The organism is Clostridium sp. CM038 (assembly GCF_055081105.1).
In genome coordinates this window covers 2,203,610-2,224,092 of record NZ_CM143651.1, presented here as the reverse complement: position 1 = coordinate 2,224,092, position 20,483 = coordinate 2,203,610, and the positions used below count along the sequence as shown (strand labels likewise).

Annotated in this window: 19 protein-coding genes; 13 read left to right on the top strand and 6 right to left on the bottom strand. The window is 31.1% G+C overall.

Features of this window, described 5'->3' with window-relative positions; translation table 11 throughout:
* Nucleotides 1-48: 48 nt before the first annotated feature.
* The 3 genes from ACWJKS_RS10265 to ACWJKS_RS10255 all read right to left on the bottom strand — a co-directional run bounded on the left by ACWJKS_RS10265 (nt 49) and on the right by ACWJKS_RS10255 (nt 5,768).
* Nucleotides 49-1,467 (bottom strand): IS1182 family transposase, encoded by a 1,419-nt coding sequence (locus tag ACWJKS_RS10265; RefSeq protein ID WP_268064117.1) that lies wholly within the window; start codon nt 1,465-1,467, stop codon nt 49-51.
* Nucleotides 1,468-1,688: 221 nt separating this feature from the next.
* Nucleotides 1,689-3,149, bottom strand: coding sequence for an IS1182 family transposase (locus tag ACWJKS_RS10260; protein ID WP_462952569.1), 1,461 nt, complete (start codon nt 3,147-3,149; stop codon nt 1,689-1,691).
* 237 nt (nt 3,150-3,386) lie between these two features.
* Nucleotides 3,387-5,768 carry a transglycosylase domain-containing protein gene (locus ACWJKS_RS10255; RefSeq protein ID WP_220319530.1) on the bottom strand — a complete coding sequence of 794 codons (2,382 nt, stop codon included), beginning with the start codon at nt 5,766-5,768 and terminating at the stop codon, nt 3,387-3,389.
* 218 nt (nt 5,769-5,986) lie between these two features.
* On the opposite strand from ACWJKS_RS10255, the gene yunB reads away from it, so the two are divergent.
* Nucleotides 5,987-6,664 (top strand): sporulation protein YunB, encoded by a 678-nt coding sequence (yunB, locus tag ACWJKS_RS10250; RefSeq protein ID WP_165413401.1) that lies wholly within the window; start codon nt 5,987-5,989, stop codon nt 6,662-6,664.
* A 181-nt stretch (nt 6,665-6,845) separates the two neighbouring features.
* Here the strand turns inward: yunB and hpt are convergent, their stop codons facing one another.
* Nucleotides 6,846-7,370: a hypoxanthine phosphoribosyltransferase gene (gene hpt, locus ACWJKS_RS10245; RefSeq protein ID WP_165413402.1), complete on the bottom strand. Its 525-nt coding sequence runs from the start codon at nt 7,368-7,370 to the stop codon at nt 6,846-6,848.
* A gap of 121 nt (nt 7,371-7,491) precedes the next feature.
* On the opposite strand from hpt, the gene hflX reads away from it, so the two are divergent.
* The 12 genes from hflX (at nt 7,492) to ACWJKS_RS10185 (ending at nt 19,514) form a co-directional block, all read left to right on the top strand.
* Nucleotides 7,492-9,279, top strand: coding sequence for a GTPase HflX (gene hflX, locus ACWJKS_RS10240; RefSeq protein WP_220319531.1), 1,788 nt, complete (start codon nt 7,492-7,494; stop codon nt 9,277-9,279).
* A gap of 111 nt (nt 9,280-9,390) precedes the next feature.
* On the top strand, nt 9,391-9,891 hold the full coding sequence (locus ACWJKS_RS10235) for a hypothetical protein (protein ID WP_216302768.1): 501 nt from the start codon (nt 9,391-9,393) through the stop codon (nt 9,889-9,891).
* 154 nt (nt 9,892-10,045) lie between these two features.
* The gene (locus ACWJKS_RS10230; RefSeq protein ID WP_165413405.1) at nt 10,046-10,267 is read left to right on the top strand and encodes a hypothetical protein; all 222 of its coding nucleotides are present in this window, start codon (nt 10,046-10,048) and stop codon (nt 10,265-10,267) included.
* 73 nt (nt 10,268-10,340) lie between these two features.
* Nucleotides 10,341-11,237: a nucleotidyltransferase domain-containing protein gene (locus ACWJKS_RS10225; RefSeq protein WP_462959509.1), complete on the top strand. Its 897-nt coding sequence runs from the start codon at nt 10,341-10,343 to the stop codon at nt 11,235-11,237.
* 26 nt (nt 11,238-11,263) lie between these two features.
* Nucleotides 11,264-12,670, top strand: a complete 1,407-nt coding sequence (pdxR, locus tag ACWJKS_RS10220) for a MocR-like pyridoxine biosynthesis transcription factor PdxR (RefSeq protein WP_462959508.1) — start codon at nt 11,264-11,266, stop codon at nt 12,668-12,670.
* Nucleotides 12,671-12,703: 33 nt separating this feature from the next.
* The gene (locus tag ACWJKS_RS10215) at nt 12,704-13,363 is read left to right on the top strand and encodes a HEAT repeat domain-containing protein (RefSeq protein ID WP_220319532.1); all 660 of its coding nucleotides are present in this window, start codon (nt 12,704-12,706) and stop codon (nt 13,361-13,363) included.
* Nucleotides 13,364-13,422: 59 nt separating this feature from the next.
* Nucleotides 13,423-14,088 carry a YigZ family protein gene (locus ACWJKS_RS10210; RefSeq protein ID WP_462959507.1) on the top strand — a complete coding sequence of 222 codons (666 nt, stop codon included), beginning with the start codon at nt 13,423-13,425 and terminating at the stop codon, nt 14,086-14,088.
* A 487-nt stretch (nt 14,089-14,575) separates the two neighbouring features.
* Nucleotides 14,576-15,985, top strand: a complete 1,410-nt coding sequence (gene ltrA / locus ACWJKS_RS10205; RefSeq protein ID WP_258280593.1) for a group II intron reverse transcriptase/maturase — start codon at nt 14,576-14,578, stop codon at nt 15,983-15,985.
* A 217-nt stretch (nt 15,986-16,202) separates the two neighbouring features.
* Nucleotides 16,203-16,943: a YebC/PmpR family DNA-binding transcriptional regulator gene (locus ACWJKS_RS10200; protein ID WP_462959506.1), complete on the top strand. Its 741-nt coding sequence runs from the start codon at nt 16,203-16,205 to the stop codon at nt 16,941-16,943.
* A 263-nt stretch (nt 16,944-17,206) separates the two neighbouring features.
* The gene (locus ACWJKS_RS10195; protein ID WP_462959505.1) at nt 17,207-17,674 is read left to right on the top strand and encodes a hypothetical protein; all 468 of its coding nucleotides are present in this window, start codon (nt 17,207-17,209) and stop codon (nt 17,672-17,674) included.
* Between the two features lie 252 nt (nt 17,675-17,926).
* Entirely contained in the window at nt 17,927-18,988 is a 1,062-nt protein-coding gene (locus tag ACWJKS_RS10190; RefSeq protein ID WP_462959504.1) for a hypothetical protein, read from the top strand.
* Nucleotides 18,989-19,301: 313 nt separating this feature from the next.
* Entirely contained in the window at nt 19,302-19,514 is a 213-nt protein-coding gene (locus ACWJKS_RS10185) for a DUF3006 domain-containing protein (protein ID WP_216302774.1), read from the top strand.
* Nucleotides 19,515-19,598: 84 nt separating this feature from the next.
* On the opposite strand, the gene ACWJKS_RS10180 is transcribed toward ACWJKS_RS10185, so the two are convergent.
* Nucleotides 19,599-20,045, bottom strand: a complete 447-nt coding sequence (locus ACWJKS_RS10180; protein WP_165414603.1) for an RrF2 family transcriptional regulator — start codon at nt 20,043-20,045, stop codon at nt 19,599-19,601.
* A 135-nt stretch (nt 20,046-20,180) separates the two neighbouring features.
* Nucleotides 20,181-20,480 carry a hypothetical protein gene (locus ACWJKS_RS10175; protein WP_165414604.1) on the bottom strand — a complete coding sequence of 100 codons (300 nt, stop codon included), beginning with the start codon at nt 20,478-20,480 and terminating at the stop codon, nt 20,181-20,183.
* Nucleotides 20,481-20,483 lie beyond the last annotated feature (3 nt).

Below are 20,483 nucleotides of genomic sequence, written 5' to 3'. Positions count from 1 at the left end.
TACAAACCCAGTATAATTTTTTTATTATACTGGGTTTTTTACATGCAATTATGCGATAGCATTTTGAGTTATGGATAAATTTAAAATAACAACTATCTTCTTAGTTAGAAAATCAAAAAACAGTAAAGATAGCAGGCTAGCTATCTTTTTCATATTCTGCACTGCTGCTGTAAGCAGACACTGCTCTTGCACATTTTCTAATCCACGCATATGGCAATAGCGAAGCCCATGCAGTTGTTTTGAATCTGCGAAGCTTCGCTCTATAGTTTCTTTTCTTCTTCTATATATATTTCTGCCTTTATCTGTTCTGGTGAACTTTACAACATCTTCTTTATACGTTTCCCAAACATGTCTTCTAATAGTTTTAAACTTGCTTTTTGCAGAAAAGCATTGAGCTCTATTTGGACATATCTCGCAATATTTTGCATTACCAACATATTCTTTATATCCTTCTCTTGTTGTCGTTTTATAATGTAAAGCCCTTAAGTCAGGGCATACGTAAATGTCCTGCTCTTTAACATATTGGAATTTATTTTTTGTGTACATTCCTTTTGTATGTGGAGACCTACGGTATCCCATTACAGATTTTAATTCCCTCTCATATAGTTCTTTACATATAAGATTTGTAGCATAACCAGCATCTGCACCAACATATTTTGTATTAAAATTAAACTTTTTTATTTGCACATCTAATCTATCGATATAAGGATCAACATCATTTATGTTTCCAGGAGTAACATACACATCAGTAATTATATTATGTCTGCTATCGACAGTTCTGTGATCTAAATATGAGAAGCCTTCCGGCTTGCCATCTCTCATCATATATCCACTGTCGGGGTCGGTTGTGCTAACTTTAGTTTCTTTTATTTTGGTAACAGGTTCTTTTTCCTTTAAAGGTTTTTTACCATGGTTTATTCTATCTTCTTCCACTGCTTTATTAAGTTCAGCTACATATTCTTTCGGCGTTTTTTCAACTTCAATTTTCACAAGCTTTCGCTTATTAGCATTTGCTTTTAGGTGTGTAGAGTCTGTGTAAAGTATTTTACCGGTTACCATCTTAAGATTTATAGCCTTAAATACTACTTCGTCAAATATTTTTTGAAACACATCTGTACCTTTAAACCGTCTACGTCTATTTTGGCTAATTGTTGAATGATCTGGAATAGGATCAGTAAGACTTAGTCCTAGAAACCATCTATAAGCCACATTTACTTCAATGTCCTTTACAAGTTGTCGTTCAGATTTTATTCCAAATAAGTACCCAATAAACAGCATTTTAAAAAGTATAATAGGATCTACGCCAGGTCTTCCATTATCTAAGCAGTAATATTTTTTAGTCAGTTCTCTTATAAAAGAGAAATCCATGTATTTATCTATATTTCTCAGAATATGGTCTTTAGGAACTAAATCTTCTAAATACACCATTTCTAGTTTTTGTTGTGTGAAGTTCTTTTCATTAATCATAATAATGCCCTCCGAATTATAAAGTTTGTATACTATATATATTCGACATTGATGTCCTAAAATCCTTTTTGAATATGAAAAAAAACACTCCAATTTTAAAGAGGCCGCTGAAAAAAGCACTCTTTATTTAGTAGAGTTTTCAAGCTTGAATAGAAAAAGCATGAGATATTCATATTTTGGATATCTCATGCTTTTTATTTTATAATTAAGTTTTAAAAGCCCTATTTCATGCTTTTCAACTTAATTATTCTCTTTAGATTCACAGTGAAGATTGATAATGCACCTTGAATTTGCATACTAATTAAGCCTGACGATATTGCTACATCATAGCTATGTTGGTGCTTAAGTTCACTGTTTTTAGCCTCTATCATATAACGTTCCCTAGCTCGTTTTTTAAAATATTCACTTTTTTCGAACTCTATTTGATCTTTGTGAGTATTTGACTTTATTGAAACTGAATAAGTTTTAGATTTAGCGCCTTCTTTATAACACCCATCTTTATGAACACAATTTTTACACTTTTCTACATTAAAATAGTAGGTTAGCACTTGATTTTTACCAACATTCTTCTTTCCCTGTTTTGCTTTTTTAATAGCCATATGACCTGCCGGACATACAAATAAACCAGCATCTTTATTAAACTCAAATTCATCTTCTTTTTTTCGCATTCCTTGTGAAATTACAGGATTTAGTCTTGAAATTAATGCAATTTTATTTTCTTTTGTATATTCTAGGTTTTTCTTTTCAGAATAAGCTGTATCTCCAATTACTTCATTTACATCTATACCAGCCTCACGGCTTTTTTCTATTAAGGTTATGAGCTCCTTTCCATCACTTTTTTCGCCAGTTGTAATAACAGCTGCTGTAATTAAACGTTCTTCACTCATAGCAAGGTGTGATTTATATCCAAAAAAAGAACTATCCTCAGTTTTATGCCCCACTTTTGCATCCTCATCTTTTGATATTTTTAGATTTTCTAAGTCATCATTAATAGCTTCCATTAAGTAGTTTAATTTAGTTTTCACAGCTGGATTTGCTGCAGTTTCTGGCTTCTCGTTTATGGTATCAATTAATAATTTGCAGTACTCAAGAATATCTTCAAGTACTCCAGTTGTAACTTTATTAGGTAACTCTTCTTTAATACCAGGATGTACTCCGTACAATGTTTTTCTTAAGTTTTTTGCACGTTTCAATAATTCCTCGCTTGCTGACTTTTGGTTATAACGTGACTTGGTATGCGTAGCATCAACTATTATTGCTTTACTTTTTAAAACTCCCTCTTTTATAGCAAGTTCTACAGTCTTGTTTATTAATAAATCCAATAAATTCATGTCTTTAAGGCGAAGCTTTCTAAATTTAGTTAGTGTACTTGAGTTTATTAAATTTGTTTCTTCTGGGGCTAAATTTAGAAAATATTTAAAGGACATGTCATAAAGAGTTCTTTCAACAACATCTTCATCAGACAATTCATATATTACTTTCAAAAGTAAATATTTAAATAGCATTATGGGGTTAATAGCACCTCTACCCATAGATGAACTATAGTTAATCATCAATTCGTCATAAACAAATGAAAAGTCAACAAGGTCATTAATTTGCTTTAAAATGTTATCTTTCGGAATAATTAACGAATATAAGCTATGGTATGTATTTATTTTTATTTCCAATTGTCCTTTTAGCATAATAGTTTAGCCCCTTTTATTTTATTCTACTATACTAATTCGACATATCTTTTAAAATTCCTTTTTGTTTTTTAGTCTTTTATATAAAAAAATCGCCATCTTTAATTAGATGACGATTTTTCATATAGTTTTTCAGTGGCCTCATTTTAAATTAGAGTGTTTTACATTTTATGTTTGTCAACGGTCTGTAATAAAAAACTACTATCAAATATTTGATAGTAGTTTTTTATTTATGTGTTAAGGCTTAGTAAAATAGTTACCTTTAGTTTTAGGAATGCTAGCTTTAGGAGTGGCAACTGGGGGGAATATACTATTATTTGAAAAGGTGTCAACTGCTGTTGGTAATACATAAGCAGAGTCCTCTAGAAATACATTAGGTGTATAATTTCTCTTTATAAAAACTTTTGTTTCAATTTTTCCAGGTGGCGTAAATTCTGATGCAAGAACATATTTACCACTTGGGTCTTTGATAACCTTAGCCAAAACATGTATGTTATCAAGGGATGTAGGTTGAGTTCCATCAATAAATAGTTCGGAGTAAACTCTATTGCCTCTTGGGTCTGCATAAGTTAAATCAGTAGGTATATCACCTGAATCTTTTGATACGGAATAGGGAGATATACCAGAAGGCATTTCTAAGTTTTTCACTGGAAGAGACGTATGGGCTTTTTTCATAATATTTCCCCATAGTGAAGCGGCATCATTACTTCCAATATTTTTAAGTTCATCTCCCTTATCGGTTCCAATCCAAACAGCTGTAGAGTAATATGGAGTTAAACCAACAAACCACAGATTCTTAGAATCGGAAGAAGTACCAGTTTTACCTCTGACTGGCATGTCGCCAAAAACAGCATTTGTTCCAGTACCACCAGGATTTACAGGTCCTTTTAATAAATCATATATAATGTATGCACTTTGAGGAGATAAAACAGGTTTTGTTTCAAGTTTTGTTTCAAGCAATACTTTACCAGATCTATCGACTACTTTAGTGTATAATCTGGGAGTTGTACGTAGCCCATTGTTACCAAAAACACCATATGCCGCTGACATAGTGAGAGGATTAGTGCCTTTATAAGTACCACCATCTAATTGTCCAAGGGCCATAGCAGATATACTATTCTTATCTTGGTCATCTAACTGCAACCCAAACTTTTCGCCATAAGAAACGCCAGTTTTAAGACCAATCATATCCTCAATTTTAACAGCTGCAACATTAACAGAATATTTTAAGCAATCTCTAAGAGGTAAATATCCCTTATATCCAAGCGGGGAATTTCTAGGATTATAAGGAGGTGTACCTGGAGCAGAATATTTCTTGCCAATGTCTTCAGGTATAGGTGAATCTTCAATAATAGTAGAAGCTGTAGCTGTTTTTGAATCGATAGCTGGACCATATACGGTTAGTGGCTTAATGCTTGATCCAGGAGCCTTTAAGTAGTCATTCGACGCACCTCTGTTATAAGACATAGGAACTTGGTCACCACGTCCACCTATAATAGTTTTAACTTCACCTGTATGATAATCTGTGATAACACAGGCTGCCTGGAGGCCTGCTTGCGTTGATTTCATAGGATCATCAATTAGTTTCTGTGATGCATTTTGCATATCTCTATTCATGGTTGTATAAATTTTTACACCATCGTACATAAGCATTGAATATGCTTCCTTTTTACTAATATTATTTTGTTTCATTAAATCCTCAGCAACCTGTAGGAGTACAGGTCTTGAGAAGTACTCATAGTTCATTTTGTTTGCATCTTTTTGTGAAAAACTAAAATTTAAATCTTCAGCCATAGCTGAATCAAATTGTTCTTTGCTGATTTTGCCACTATTGTACATATTATCAAGAACGGCCTTTGTTCTATTTGAATCAAAAGCTTCTTTATTTTTATTTGATTTAGATGCCAAATTATATGAAACACTAGGATTTTGTGCAGCGCTAGCAAGAAAAGCGCATTGTTTTAAGGTCAAATCTTCAACAGATTTGTTAAAATATTGATGAGAGGCTGCTTCTACACCATGAGCATTTCCTCCTAGAAAAATAGTGTTCATATAAGTCTCTAAAATTTGAGACTTGGTTAAAACTTTTTCAATTTGTAAGGATAAAGACATTTCTTGAATTTTTCTCTTTATAGAAGTTCTGTTTTCCATAGAATCTTCTAAAAACACTCTATACTTAACTAATTGTTGAGTTATAGTTGAAGCGCCCTGGAGACTTTGACCGCTACCAGCTATTTTTATCTTTATATCATTAAAAATAGCACCACCAAGTCTTTTTAAGTCAACACCTGGGTGTGTTTGAAATCTAACATCTTCAATACTTATAAATGAATCCTGAAGGATGACCGGAACTTTATTAATAGGTACATTAATTCTTCTTTGTGAAATAACATATTCATCCATAGTCTTTCCAGAATCGTCTAATAACATTGTAATCTCATCCAATTTTAAAAATTCATTAATATCTAAGATAGGAGCTGTCTTAATCATAGCTAGAACTGCTCCTCCAATAACTACACTGCTTACTAAGGCTATAATTAGAAAAGTAAAAACAAGGGTTCTAAAAACATGTTTCTCAGTTTCTTTTTTCTTTTTTTTATTAGGTTCTTCTTTTTCCATTAAGTATCCTCCTTGCATTTCTCAGGAGCTGAAAACACTTATTAAGTAGCTTTCCGCCTTCTAAAAATTCATCTTGTTTAACTATAATTAGCTTTTAATATTATACCATATAATCATGGTATTTATTTGAATGTGGCTTAATATAGAATATTGAGTTTGAGTTGGATATTTAAATTCTTTACCGTAAAAAAGTTACATATAATAGCATATAACCTTAGATGGAGGTAATAAATATCAAAAATAAAATTAAAGTTAGGATATTAATAATTATAGCCATAATTATGATAAATTTTACAATATTCATATACATTTTTGATAAAACCGTAATGCCAACGGTAATGGCGGTAGCGGATGCGGAAATGAGAGCAAAGGCTACAGAGATTGTAAATAGATCAATTATTAGTGAATATTCCAAGCAATTTAACTACGACCAGGTTATAAGAGTGGATAAAGATTCACAGGGGAATATTGTAATGCTAAAAGCGGATACTCTAAAAATGAATAAAATAGCATGTGATGTTGCTTTAGAATCCCAAAAGGAACTTATGAAATTGGGGGAGGTTGGTATGAAAATCCCAATAGGTTATATAACAAGAAATAGTATTTTATCTTATTATGGCCCTAAAGTAACCATAAAAATGCAGCCGATAGGCCATGTAGAAACTAAATATTCTTCTGAGTTTGAAAGTGCAGGTATAAATCAAACAAGGCATAAAATTTATGTTAAAGTAAAAACTACCGTTAAAGTAATTGCGCCTTTAAAAAGTAATGATATCGAAGTAGCTAATGAAGTACCAATTGCTGAAACTATTATAGTGGGAAAAACACCTAATACTGCAGTTCAATTAGATTTAAATGGTACAGATTTTAAACTGGGCAATAGTGGTAGTGATTAACAAAAATATAAAAAATAAAGTACGCTATTAATAATAACGTACTTTATTTTTATAAACTAACAATATGTATTTAAGAAGTATTGAAAAAGTGAGTTATTAAATAATCTCCTGCGGAGCTGCAATATTAACGACTTTCCCTCTGAAATGTCATTAATATGGACTTCTCTGATATAGAAGGTTATTAGTCTTCCCAATTAAATACGTATGGTATATTCCTATAGTAATCTCCGTAATTCAATCCATACCCAACTACAAAAAGATCTGGAATTTCAAAACAACAATAATCAGGTGTTATCTCAATTTTTCTTCTAAGTGGTTTATCTAAAAGAACGCAAGATTTAACGCTGGTGGCACCTAAAGACTTAACGTGAGCCACAACGAAATCCATAGTTATTCCAGTATCAACAATATCATCTACTATTAATACATCAAAACCTTCAATATTGTCAGGAATATCATTTATAACATTAATTGATCCACAAGACTCTTCACCATCACCATAGCTTGAAGTTGTCATAAATCCTATTTTTGTAGGCACAGTAATTTGACGCACAAGGTCTGCGGTATATATAAAGCTACCTCTTAATAATGAAAGAATATATAATTTTTTTTCGCAATAATCTTTCGAAATCTCAGCACCAAGTTGCTCTATTCTTTCATCAATTTGGTCTTTAGTTATAAGAATATTTCTTTTTTTATTATCCAATGTTAATCCCACCCTCTATATATATTTACATTAATGCTCTAATGGTATAAAATTATATGAAAGTTGTCAAGTATAAGTATAAGGATACTTGTTAAATATTATTAGAATGGAGTGATTTACGTTGATATATGGAAATATTGGTGGAGTTAAAAATTCAATTTTAAATAAATTGGAAAATGCTTGCGATATAACGGTTTCCAAAGATTGCATTTTGTCTGAAGAATTGGTAGACATACTAGTCGAGGTAACAAAAGATTTGGATAGAGAAATTAGCGCTGCAATTGATAGAAAAGGTAAAATAATTAGTATGGCAATTGGTGATAGTAGTACAGTGGAATTGCCTATAATCGATATAAGAGAAGGTCGATTATCGGGGGTTAAAGTAGTACACACTCACCCAAATGGTAATTCAAGATTATCTGCGCTGGATATGTCAGCTTTAACAAAATTAAAGTTAGATTGTATAGTAGCTATTGGTATAGGAGAAAAAGAGAATTTAAAGTATAACATAGGTTTTTGTGGAATAGAAAAGAGCATTTTAATAGAAGAAGAAATAGGACCAATAACTATAAATGAAGTAATGGAATATGATATTTTAGACAAAATTAGATATATTGAAAAATTAATGAAAACAAGTGAAATTGTTGAGGATGATTCAGAACGAGCTATTTTAGTAGGAATAGAAAGTGAAGATGATTTAGTAGAACTTGCAGAACTTGCAAAAGCATGTAATGTAGAAACTATAGATACAGTACTTCAGAATAGACATAAAATAGATTCGGCTTTATATATAGGTAGAGGTAAAGCAGAAGAGGTAGCTGGTCTTAGGCAAGCAATAAGAGCGAATATAGTAATCTTTGATGATGAATTATCAGGCTCTCAAGTTAGAAATTTGGAGGAAGTACTTGGATGTAAAGTTATAGACAGAACTACACTAATACTAGAAATATTTGCACGAAGAGCAAGAACTAGGGAAGCAAAAATTCAAGTTGAACTTGCACAATTAAAATATAGATTACCACGTTTAACAGGACTTGGAACTATACTATCAAGAACAGGTGCGGGAATTGGAACAAGAGGACCTGGAGAGAAAAAATTAGAAATAGATAAAAGGCGAATAAGAGAAGGTATCTATGAATTAAATAAAGAACTTGAAAAAATAAGAAATACTAGAAATGTGCAAAGAGAAAAGAGAAGTCGCGATAGCATTTCAAAAGTATCTTTAGTTGGATACACTAATTCTGGAAAATCAACACTTAGAAATGCATTATGCGATGTAGCAGCATTAAAAAGTATTGTGCAAAAAGAAAAAGTGTTTGAAGCAGATATGCTTTTCGCAACTCTAGATGTAACAACAAGAGCACTACTATTGCCTGATAATAGAGTGGCAGCAGTAACTGACACAGTGGGGTTTATAAGGAAACTTCCCCATGATTTAGTAGAGGCCTTTAAATCAACCCTTGAAGAAGTGGTATATTCAGATTTGTTGCTGCACGTGGTAGATGCATCATCTGAAAACGCAGTACTACAAATAGAGGCTGTAGATGGGGTTCTAAGAGAATTAAACGCAATTGATAAGCCAACAATATTGGTGTTGAATAAAATTGACAAAGCCTCACAAGAAAATATTTTGAAAATCAAAGAAAAATATAAGAATTTGAAATCAATTGAAATATCGGCTAAAGATGGTACAAATTTGGAGGAACTTCTAAAAGAAACTTGTAAAGACCTTCCATATACTCTTAAAAAATTTAAGGTGCTTATTCCATATACTGATCAGGCAATAGTGGCATATTTGCATAGAGGATCAAAGGTTGATACAGAAGAGTATATTGAAGAAGGAACGCTTATGTCAGTACAAGGGGACGACGAAGTTTATAATAAGTGTGAAAAATATATTTTAGTGTAGTTGAAATTTCTTTTTTATAAAAAAATCTTCATAAGTGTAATAAAGTCAATGGGCATCTTATATAATTTAATATTAGGTCCGAAGCATTTATCAAAGAACTTAGGAGTAGATATGGGAGAAGAAAAATCAAATCCAGATAATGAAAAGAGAAAAAACAAAAAAATAAATCAGTATAACGTCAATAAACTAATTAAAAAAATTATAAATGATATTAATGAACAAGATAAGGTACCCAATGATGGTCAATTTGATACCTGTGACATATGTGACATATCCAATAATTTTGACGTTAAATCATTAGCAGATAAGGTTGTAAATATAAATGTTTTAAGATTCGAATTAGATAGATTGCAACTAGATTTTAAAGCAAGTGCGTATTTTGAAAATGACATAAGACCGTTAATAGACACTCTATATACATTAGGCCTTGCATCTATTAATTTTTCAACCGCTGCAAGTAATATGTCGAATACAAATTTTGGACGCAGTTCAGAAATAAAAAATGCTCTAGGTTTAGCTGAAGACGTTAATGAAATTTCTGAAGATTTAATTAAAGTGTTAAGATGTAAAGTTGATAACATGCTGAAATTATCAAAGCATGATTGTAAATAATTTTCATAATGATAAGGAGAACAGGGTTATTAATATTAAACTTGATTCTCTTTATTTTTTTATTAGAAAATTATATGCTTTTCTTTTTTTTATTAAGATTATTATAATAAAAACTGGTAAAAATAGATATGATAATGAATTTGGAGGTAATATCATGAAAAAAATATGTCCTGTTTGCAATAATTTAGAAAGGAATATTTGTAATTGTGAAAAATGTAGTGCTATAATGAACGATAAAGGAATAATACAAGAATTTTATGATGATTATACTGCTAATATGGAGATTGATGACAAAGATCAGTTTTGTGTTCATATATATCAGTGCAGTAATTGTGATTTTTATGAGAGAATTAAAGTTAATAAAATATTCATTTAGGAATTTGATTTTTAAGACACCTAAACATATTTTAAAATTATAAGGCACATAAAAACTTGGGGGAGGCAAGGAAATGATGAAAACTATTTTGCAATATCAGAAAGCTTTTAATAGTGTAGTAGATAGAATAAAAATCGACGAATCTGTTTTATCAGTAATGGTTTTTGGAAGTATGGTAACAGGCGATTTGTGGGAAGAATCAGATATTGATATTTTCGTAATTGTCAGGGAGAAATTCAGTGAGATTAGGGACATATATGCACAAGAGAAGGGTGTTCCTATTCATATTAAACTCATGGGTAAGGAAAAATTCATACAACTTTATTCTGATAATCTAAAGGGCGGATATATACATAGAATTTTCTCATCCTCAAGACTTATATTCTCAAAAGATATGGATATAACAGTAAGGTACGACGGTGGTAGATTTTTCCCGGATGTAGATAGAGAGCGGTGGGGAATGTGTTTCCTAGGAAAACTCTTAAAAGATATTGGCGTATGTAAAAAATATTTATCAAGTGATGGTATATATACGGCCTATAGTACTGCGATAAGATGTATAGAGAAGTATTCAAGATTATTTGTCAACTCGTCGGGATATATGATTAGTAAGGATGTAATGACTATGGCGCTTAATTTAAATGAAGACTTTAAACTTTGCGTTGATAAATTGTTTTTTGAAAAATCAAATACAGTGGAGACAATTCAAGAAACTATGACATTTTTAGAACAAAGCATAAACTCAAGTATTAAGAGTAATTGTAGCCTGCTTTTAAACTATATGAGAGAAAAAGATAAGTTTTTAAGTGCTGAGGAAATTATGACGGAGGATTTGTTTAAGGATTTTGATATAGAAATGGAAGAGTTGCTTAATAAACTATGGGAAAGAAATATTATTAAAAAGGAAATTAGGGATTTTAAGATAAACAAGGATAAAATCTTATTTAATCAAAATGTTTACTTTGTTTAACATTTTCGGGATAGATAGGTTGAGATATGCATAAGTATGAAATTAAATTTATCTCCGAAATTCCTAAGTATATAGAGATATCAAAGCATATAAAAAAAATGATTGATGAAAATATGGTTGACGACGGTGAAAAATTACCCTCAATAAGGAAATTATCAAAACTGTTGGTGGTTAATGATGTTACCGTAGTTAGTGCTTATAAAAAACTTGAAGCTGAGGGCTATGCGTATCAAAAGATGGGGAGCGGAACTTACGCTAAACGAAGGGATACAAACAGTAAGTTTAAAAAGGAATATTCTAATACCTTAAAAAAAATTTCTGGTCAAGACCTAAAAAAATATATAGATTTTACAGGAGAAATTACAAGTAGTGAATATTTCCCTGTAACAGTCTTTAAAGACGTATTAAATGAGGTATTAGATAGAGATGGCACGGAAGCATTTGCCTATAAGGAATCTTTGGGGTATGAGGGACTTAGAAATAGTATAAGTAGTTTTTTTTGGGACAATAAGGTAAACACTGAAGATATATTGATTCTCTCAGGTGCGCAACAGGGTATTGATATAGTTTCAAAATCTATAATAAATGTTCATGATAACGTTGTTGTAGAAAAACCGACCTATGGTGGGGCACTAACGGTCTTTAAATGGAGAAGGGCAAATATATTTGAAGTTGATATGTTAGAGGATGGCGTGAATTTATTTCAATTTGAAGAGATACTGAAAAAGAATAGGATAAAATGTTTTTATGCCATGAGTTATTTTCAAAATCCTACAGGGGCCACCTATAGTTTGGAGAAAAAGCTAAGAATATTAGAACTCGCAGAGTTATATGATTTTTATATCGTTGAAGACGATTATTTATCTGAACTAATATATGACCAAAAGCAATATAAGAGTTTTAAGAGCTTAGACATATTTGATAGAGTTATCTATATAAAGAGTTTTTCAAAGATATTTCTACCAGGAATAAGGCTCGGATACATGATATCACCAGAGAAATGCAAGGAGCATATTCAAAATTCCAAAATTAACACAGATATATCAACTTCAAGTCTTATGCAACGTGCTTTAGATTTATATATAAATAAGGATCTTTGGAAAGAACATATAAGTCGTCTAAATATGGCTTATAAGGACAAATATAACTTTATGATAACTTGTATAGAAAAAAACATGGGTGCAAAGGCTAGTTGTTATACCCCTGGAGGGGGAATTCATTTTTATTTTAAGATAGCTACTGGTTTGAAGATTAATTCCATGGAATTGTTTTATTTGTGTAAGCATAGAAAAGTTTTAATAACACCAGGGGTTTTATTTTATAAAAATGCTAAAGAAGGTAATGATTACTTTAGATTAAGTTTTTCAGAAATAAGAAAACCAGAAATAGAAGAAGGAATTAATATTATTTCAGAGATACTAAGTGGAAAGTAGAAAAAAATGGCTACAAGGTAAGGAGAGGAGCTTTTGAAAAAGGGATTAGTGGACGTTGATTGGTTGTGCATTAGTAAATATTCTAACGAAGAGATATCTTATTTCTTGTTTTTGGAAGGGAAAACTATGGAAGCCATATGTAAAATTAGAAACTTGGATAATGCCATTGTGCAAAAACACATTATAGATGGTAAAATAAAATATAGATTTTTAGTGCATAGCAATGATACTGATGAGCTTTTTAAGAGTATTGCTAAAGCAGGGAAAGAGGATAAAATTTATTTCTTGAATTCATTGGAAGAGGATAATAAAAATAAATTAACGCAGCTAATAAAAACGAGTTATGTGGAGATGCACCCTAAAGATAAAGAAGTCGCAGTTTGGATATTAGGAGAATTAAAGGAAAAATCTTGTTTAAACATTTTAATCAAAGCTTCCGTGCATAAATTCTTAAATGTACGGAGAATGGCAGTTTCAGCTATGGGTAAAATGGGAGATGCGAGAGCTGAAGGAGCATTACTTAGAGCCTTAGAGGATGAGAATCCACAAGTAATAAGCTATGCAATAAAATCTCTAGGTAAAATAAAAAGTGAAAAAGCTATTACAAAAATAAAATACATATATGACAACACAGAAAAAAAATACATAATTGATGCTGCTGAGAGGTTTTTATTACTAATGGAGCAAATATAAATTAGAGTGGGATATTAAATTTTTATTTGGAATATTCAGTAATAGTTGGGAGAATTAAAATGGGTTACTTTACAATAAAAGATGAATCAATCGCTGAATTTAAAGAGAAAAAGTCCGTTTTTATTGGACATGGAAAAAGGGTTGAAAGCGAAGATGAGGCTAAGGAATTTATCCAAGCGGTTAAAAATAAACACAAACAAGCAAGACACAATGTTTATGCCTATATAATTGGCGAAAATAGAGGGATACAAAGGTATAGTGACGATGGAGAGCCTCAAGGTACGGGAGGAATTCCTATGCTAGAAGTTTTGAAAAAAAGTGATATTACAGATGTAGCGGTAGTAGTTACCAGATATTTTGGAGGAATTCTTTTAGGCACTGGAGGCCTTGCAAGAGCATATTCGAAAGGTGCATCACTAGCTATTAAAGAGGCAGGGGTAGTGGAAAAGGTTGAAGGTATTTCAATAGATATACTTATTGAATACGATTTACTAGGGAAGCTACAACATGTCTGTGCTAAAGAAAATTTTTATATAGAGAACGTAGAGTATACTGACAAAGTGAGGATTAAAATACTTTGTCAGTTTAGTAATCTAGAAAAATTAAGGGCAGAAATAACCCAGGTTACTTCAGGAAAAGCTCTGTTTTATGAAGAAGATCCAAAAATGTACTTCAAATTAGAACATAGATTATATGATAGTGAAATTATAAACACTATCCTTTAACAATATTTCAGCTCCGCAGGAGATGATTTAACACATGTAAGAAAAGTATATATACTTTTCTTTTTTTATTGTGCGCCCGGCATGGGCGCAATCTAATGGGTGAAAGTCCCTAGCACGGGTTAATAGTGCCAAGTGCATAGCTTAAGACAAGGGTGTCCATCGTGAGATGGAATCTGAAGGAAGTTGGCGGCCAAACTCCGGTCTGACGAACAGAAACTACATATAAGGCATATGCTTGTGGGTAAGTTTGCAATACAAAACGAAGCCCAAAACTATTCGAAACAAGTGGTGTAAATGTAGCAGATAGATGGAGTGAAAGATTGCGTTCTTACCCGGGGAGATCTGATAGGTAAGTTGTGGATATGAATTTAGAAATAACAACCCATACAGTGATGTATGGCTGAACTATCAGAAGTCAGCAGACGTCATAGTACCATGCAAAACGCGTTAGCGTGGGAAGGACTGAACAATAGGAGGTTTTGGAATTTTGAAGGATACGAGAAAATATGATAAAAGCAGACAACTTCATAAAGAAGGCTCTCTACGAGAGAATAGAGTGGAACTCGAAGGTAATGTAGAAGTGCATAGTATTTCCTCTATGTCAGAAGAAGGAAGAAACGATGTGAATGAATATGATAATGGTTTACTCGAGCAGATATTATCGAGAGATAATATGAATAAAGCATATAAAAGAGTAAAAGCCAATAAAGGAAGTCATGGGATTGATGGTTTGACAGTAGATGAACTTCTACATTATCTAAAAGAGCATGGACAAGAATTAAGGCAATCATTATTAGAAAGTAGATATAGACCTCTAGCCGTAAGAAGGGTAGAAATACCAAAACCTGACGGTGGAATTAGGCTACTTGGAATACCTACTGTATTAGATAGAGTTATTCAGCAAGCGATATCACAAACTCTAATACCAGTATATGAAAAGAAATTTTCTGATAATAGTTACGGTTTTAGACCTTTAAGAAGTGGAAAACAAGCTGTTGAAAAATGTAGGGGATATATTAATGCTGGACATACATGGACGGTGAATATAGACCTTTCTAAATACTTTGATACGATAAATCATGATAAATTAATAAGGATACTATCGGAAGATATTAAAGATAGTAGAGTAATTTCTCTGATACGAAAGTATCTACAAAGTGGAGTGATGATAAATGGGGTATTTATGAATACAGAAGAAGGAGCACCTCAAGGCGGGCCTTTGTCCCCATTATTAAGTAACGTAATGTTACATGAACTCGATGTAGAACTAACAAAACGAGGACTAAACTTTTGTAGATATGCTGATGATGCGAATATATACGTCAAAAGTGAGAAATCAGCAAATAGAGTAATGAAGAGTATTACGAGATTTATTGAGGAAAAGTTAAAGCTTAGAGTGAATAAAGAAAAGAGTACAGTAGATAGACCTTGGAAACTTAAATTTTTAGGATTTTCATTTTACCGAGCAAAAGGTGAATACAGAATGAGAGTTCCTCAAAAACCTATAATCAAATTCAAAGCAAAGCTAAAAGAATTAACTTCAAGAAGTAATGCGATGAGCATGAAATATAGGTTTATGAAACTTAAGCAAGTGATAGTTGGATGGATAAATTATTTTGCTATTGCAGACATTAAAAGTATTCTTAAAACACTTGATGAATGGTTAAGGCGAAGAATTAGAATGTGTTTTTGGAAACAATGGAAAAAGATTAAAACAAAATATGGGAACCTTGTTAAATTAGGAATACCAAACAATAAAGCTTTGCAATATGCAAATACAAGGAAAGGCTATTGGAGAACATCCAATAGCCCTATATTAAACAAAACATTGACCAATAAATACCTTAAAAATATAGGATTAGTTTCTATATCTGAGACATATTTATTAAAACATTAATTTCTATTGAACCGCCGTGTACCGAACGGTATGCACGGTGGTGTGAGAGGTCGCTAAATAAATTAATTATTTAGCTCCTACTCGATTGAAAAACGCTTTATTTCTATGATATAATGGGAATGTAATGTATTTAAAACCAATTGATAGAAATATTGGTATTTATTAGAGAAGGTTAGAATATTTCATATGAAAAATAGTTAGTTGGGGGGGATATCAAATGTCAGGACATTCAAAATGGCATAACATACAACAGAAAAAAGGTAAGATTGATGTTATAAGAGGTAAGGTATTCACAAAATTAGGTAAAGAAATAATAATGGCAGCTAAAAATGGTGGGTCTAATTTAGATATTAATGCTCATCTTAGAGATGTAGTTGCAAAAGCTAAATCTAATAATATGTCTCTAGAGACAATAACTAGAGCAATAAAAAAAGGTGCCGGAGAGCTTGAAGGCGTAAACTATGAAGAAATAGTTTATGAAGGCTATGGAGCAGAAGGCGTTGCTATAGTAGTTAAGACGCTAACGGACAAGAAAAATAGAAGTGTGGCAACTGTAAGGCATGCTTTTGATAGACATGGTGGAAACATGGGAGCGGCTGGATGTGTAAGCTGGATGTTTGCTAAAAAAGGACAAATCATCATAGAAAGAAATGAAACTATGGATGAAGATGAGATAATGATGGTAGCATTAGAAGCGGGTGCAGAAGATTTTAATGCAGAAGAGGAAATATTTGAAATAATTACAGCTGCAGAAACTTTTGGAGCTGTAAGAGAAGTGTTAGAAACAGCGGGTTTTGAATTTGCTTCTGCAGAGGTTACAATGATACCAGATAACATGATACCTATTAGCCTAGAAGGCGCAGGTAAAGTGCAAAGACTTATAGATGCGCTTGAAGATGATGATGACGTACAGGACGTTTATCACAATGCAGAGTACCCTGAGGAATTTGAGGGATAGATGGTTTGCAGGCAATCATCAGAAATTTAGATGTTTGTATAATGACATACATGTTACCATAGAAAATTTAAGACAATGTTTTACTGAATTTAACCACCTCCAATAACAGATACACAATGTATCTGTTATTCGAGGTGGTTTTTTATTTTTCAGAAAAATATGATTCAAACATAAGATCAATTTGTATAGTAGCAAAATAGTATATTTTCATTCAATTATTCTAATAATATAAAGAATAAATAATATTAGGATGGTGTGTAAAAATGAAGAATGTAAAAATTGCTTCAACATTTATAATAATTAGTATATCTATTCTGCTATTTACTGCTTGTAATTCCATGAAGTCGCCGACTAATACTACTAAAAAAGCTATCCTTCCAACAGCAACAAAAACAATTTATTCTGACACCCTTAAAGGATTAGTTACGGCTAAGACAATAACACAAACCCAGTCAGATAAAGTAATGGAAGAAGTAACAAAAAATGTGTCGCAAGTTAAAGGTAGTATTAATAGATTAAGTACATTAGTAAAAAATCGTGTAATTACTCAAATACAAGCTGATAAAATAAACCAAGAAATTGAGAAAGGTATGAAAAGTATTGAGGGTAAGATTACCCGTAGAATAATAGGGGAGCTTAGAGATGAGCTTCTTTTTTTGTCGTGCAAAAAGGATGGTAATATACGAGACCCTATGGAAGAGTGCTCTAATGTAATATTTATATCACATTAGAGCAAAAACTTAGTGGGAGTATAAATCTCCTTCTGAAGTCATTAATATTGCAGATTCGCAGGAGATGACTTACACGATTAGAGTAGGAGAAATACTACTTACGTTCTTTAGTTTGCAAAAATATCAGGTTTACTAGGAAAGTTGATAAATCAATTAACCAAATTTTTCATAATTAGAAAATATTATGTAAATTATGATATAATATGGATATGTAAGAACGGATAAAAAATAATTATATACGAGGTGGATAAGATGAAGTGTTTTAATAATTTCTTAAAAAATATGTTAATTAATGATTTAGAACGTAAGGCATATTATGAAAGTAAGAAAATATTAGAAAAAAGAAAACCTATTTATGTATCAAGACAAAAATGGTTAAATATCCGTAAAGTCGCTATAGATGAATTTGTAGGAGAAAACAAAAATCCTAGAAATATTAGAGAACTTGAATTTAGTAAATGCTATAAATTTTTAAATAATAATAAGCCTTCTTATATTAATAACAATGAATGGGATTATATATTGAAAAAATCTACAGAGGTATTAGAGGAACAAATCAAAAAAATAGTTTTGGAAATAAACTATTACAATGATTTCTCAGTGCTTTTAGGTTTGAATAAACCTCAAAATATTAAGCAAGATATATGGAATATAATACAGAATAAAATTTTTGATGTATTTATATTATTAAAAAAATACAATGCTAGTCAATATTATTTTAATACAGATAAAATACTGGATTTATTAAAAGAAAAAAAACAAAATGGAATGTTAGAAGATAAGTGGCTGGATTATTATAATTTCTTAAAAGAGTTGTATTTACAAAATTTATTAAGTAAATTATATTCTATAAAGTCTCCAATTGAATTTATAAATAATCATCCACTAGAATATTTGGAAGACAAAAAAATTTATGAGTTAAAGCATGAGGCATATAGATTAGAATTACTTGCCTTTAAAATACTTTGTTATACTAAAAATCCGAAAGAATTAATTAAAAAGGAAAAACCTGATTGGATTAAAGATATTGATTTTAAAATAATAGTATTAGATTTAAAGGGTAAAATTGAGATTGACGAAAAGAGAGAAGAATATAAAGAAAAACTACAATTGATTAATGAAATTTTAAAATGCAATAAATTACAGATGGATAGACCGAAAAATATAAATGAAGAAGACTGGTCATACTTATTTGATCTAGATAAAAGTATAAAAGATAAAATTGATAATAACAAGAAAAATGATAAGGCGAAAAAACTAATTGAAGATGAAGAAGAAACAAAATATATGAAAAAAATCACAAATATATTATAGGATAATAAATTAGTACAATATATATTCGAATAAAATTTGTTCAATGATGGTATAACACCTTAGTGGATTGATTAATTATCAATCCACTAAGGTAGGTTTAATATTAAACACCCTGTGGTAATTCATCCCTTGAGAAAAAGTCAAAATAACTCAAAATAAGAGCGTTACAGTATATACTGGAACAGGTGAAAAGTATCACAGTGATGGTTGTAGATACTCAAAAAAAAATAAAATGCATACAAATTTGAATAATGCAAAAGCGGGATATGAACCATGTAGCGTTTGGGGGGCACCTCGTTAAGGAGTTGATTGTATGAAAATAATAATAGATAGATTTGTTGGCTGTTATGCAGTATGTGAAAAAGAAGATAGAACTATGATTGATATTAAAAGGATTAAATTACCTCATAGCGCTAAAGAAGGAGACGTACTTAGTATTGATAATGGTTTGATTACTATTGATACAATGGAAACTAAAAAAAGAATCAGAGAAATTGAAAAATTAACTGAAGATTTATGGGAATAGAATTAATCAAGGTGTTCTTTTATGTTAATGAAAATAAATGAAGAATAACAGCACCGGGATTTCCAAAGTGCTGTTATTCTTCATTTATATTATAAAGTCTAAGATATACTCATCATTTAGACTTTTATATTTTTCTACAAGATCTTGTAGCGTTACTGAATCCATAACTTTATTAATTTGTTCATTAACCTCTTGCCAAACTAGAGTGTTTATACAAACTTTTATGGTTTTATCAACACCTAAGGCGCCACCATCATCTCCAGTAATATCTAAATCACCTTCAAGGGTTCTTAAAACTTCACCTACTGTGATTTTTGATGCTTCTTTTGATAGGGTATAACCACCCTGGGATCCTCTTGCACTTTTTACAAGATTAGCCTTCCTAAGTACTGAGAACACTTGTTCTAGATAATTTTCTGAGATTGACTGCCTTTCAGCGATAACCTTTAAGGGTATATAGTCTCCAAATGAATGCACAGCTATATCAACCATTGCCCTTAAACCGTATCTTCCTTTAGTAGAAATATTCATGGTAAGTTAATTCTCCTTATCTACACTAAAATATACATATTATGCATAATATAATATTTATTCATCAAACTATATACTACTATATTGAAAAGAATAAGTCAACTTAACCATGCCACAACGACACTTTCTGGGGAACTATAAATTTTCGAATTCATTTAATGTCTTTAATTTGCTCTCAACTTTAGCCTTTTCACTTCTTATATTATCTAATTGCTGTATTAGTTTTTTATTTTCTACTTTTATGTTTTTGGTTGAATTGTGCTTAAGACCTGTTTCTGAAAGTTCTAATGTATATTGAATTTCTTGCTCAAGCTTGCTTTTATAAGTTTCCTCAAATTCCTTCTCTACCTCAGTTAATTCTTCATTTAAAGTTGTTTTCATACTATCAATAACCTGCCTAGTAACTTCTGATTTAATTTGTTCTTCAGTTTTCATGAT

Bases quoted from the DNA above. Each gene is read 5' to 3' on its own strand.
- ACWJKS_RS10265 (WP_268064117.1), bottom strand. From the start codon at position 1,467: ATGATTAATGAAAAGAACTTCACACAACAAAAACTAGAAATGGTGTAT.
- ACWJKS_RS10260 (WP_462952569.1), bottom strand. From the start codon at position 3,149: ATGCTAAAAGGACAATTGGAAATAAAAATAAATACATACCATAGCTTA.
- ACWJKS_RS10255 (WP_220319530.1), bottom strand. From the start codon at position 5,768: ATGGAAAAAGAAGAACCTAATAAAAAAAAGAAAAAAGAAACTGAGAAA.
- yunB (WP_165413401.1), top strand. From the start codon at position 5,987: ATGGAGGTAATAAATATCAAAAATAAAATTAAAGTTAGGATATTAATA.
- ACWJKS_RS10235 (WP_216302768.1), top strand. From the start codon at position 9,391: ATGGGAGAAGAAAAATCAAATCCAGATAATGAAAAGAGAAAAAACAAA.
- ACWJKS_RS10230 (WP_165413405.1), top strand. From the start codon at position 10,046: ATGAAAAAAATATGTCCTGTTTGCAATAATTTAGAAAGGAATATTTGT.
- ACWJKS_RS10225 (WP_462959509.1), top strand. From the start codon at position 10,341: ATGATGAAAACTATTTTGCAATATCAGAAAGCTTTTAATAGTGTAGTA.
- pdxR (WP_462959508.1), top strand. From the start codon at position 11,264: ATGCATAAGTATGAAATTAAATTTATCTCCGAAATTCCTAAGTATATA.
- ACWJKS_RS10210 (WP_462959507.1), top strand. From the start codon at position 13,423: ATGGGTTACTTTACAATAAAAGATGAATCAATCGCTGAATTTAAAGAG.
- ACWJKS_RS10200 (WP_462959506.1), top strand. From the start codon at position 16,203: ATGTCAGGACATTCAAAATGGCATAACATACAACAGAAAAAAGGTAAG.
- ACWJKS_RS10195 (WP_462959505.1), top strand. From the start codon at position 17,207: ATGAAGAATGTAAAAATTGCTTCAACATTTATAATAATTAGTATATCT.
- ACWJKS_RS10190 (WP_462959504.1), top strand. From the start codon at position 17,927: ATGAAGTGTTTTAATAATTTCTTAAAAAATATGTTAATTAATGATTTA.
- ACWJKS_RS10185 (WP_216302774.1), top strand. From the start codon at position 19,302: ATGAAAATAATAATAGATAGATTTGTTGGCTGTTATGCAGTATGTGAA.
- ACWJKS_RS10180 (WP_165414603.1), bottom strand. From the start codon at position 20,045: ATGAATATTTCTACTAAAGGAAGATACGGTTTAAGGGCAATGGTTGAT.
- ACWJKS_RS10175 (WP_165414604.1), bottom strand. From the start codon at position 20,480: ATGAAAACTGAAGAACAAATTAAATCAGAAGTTACTAGGCAGGTTATT.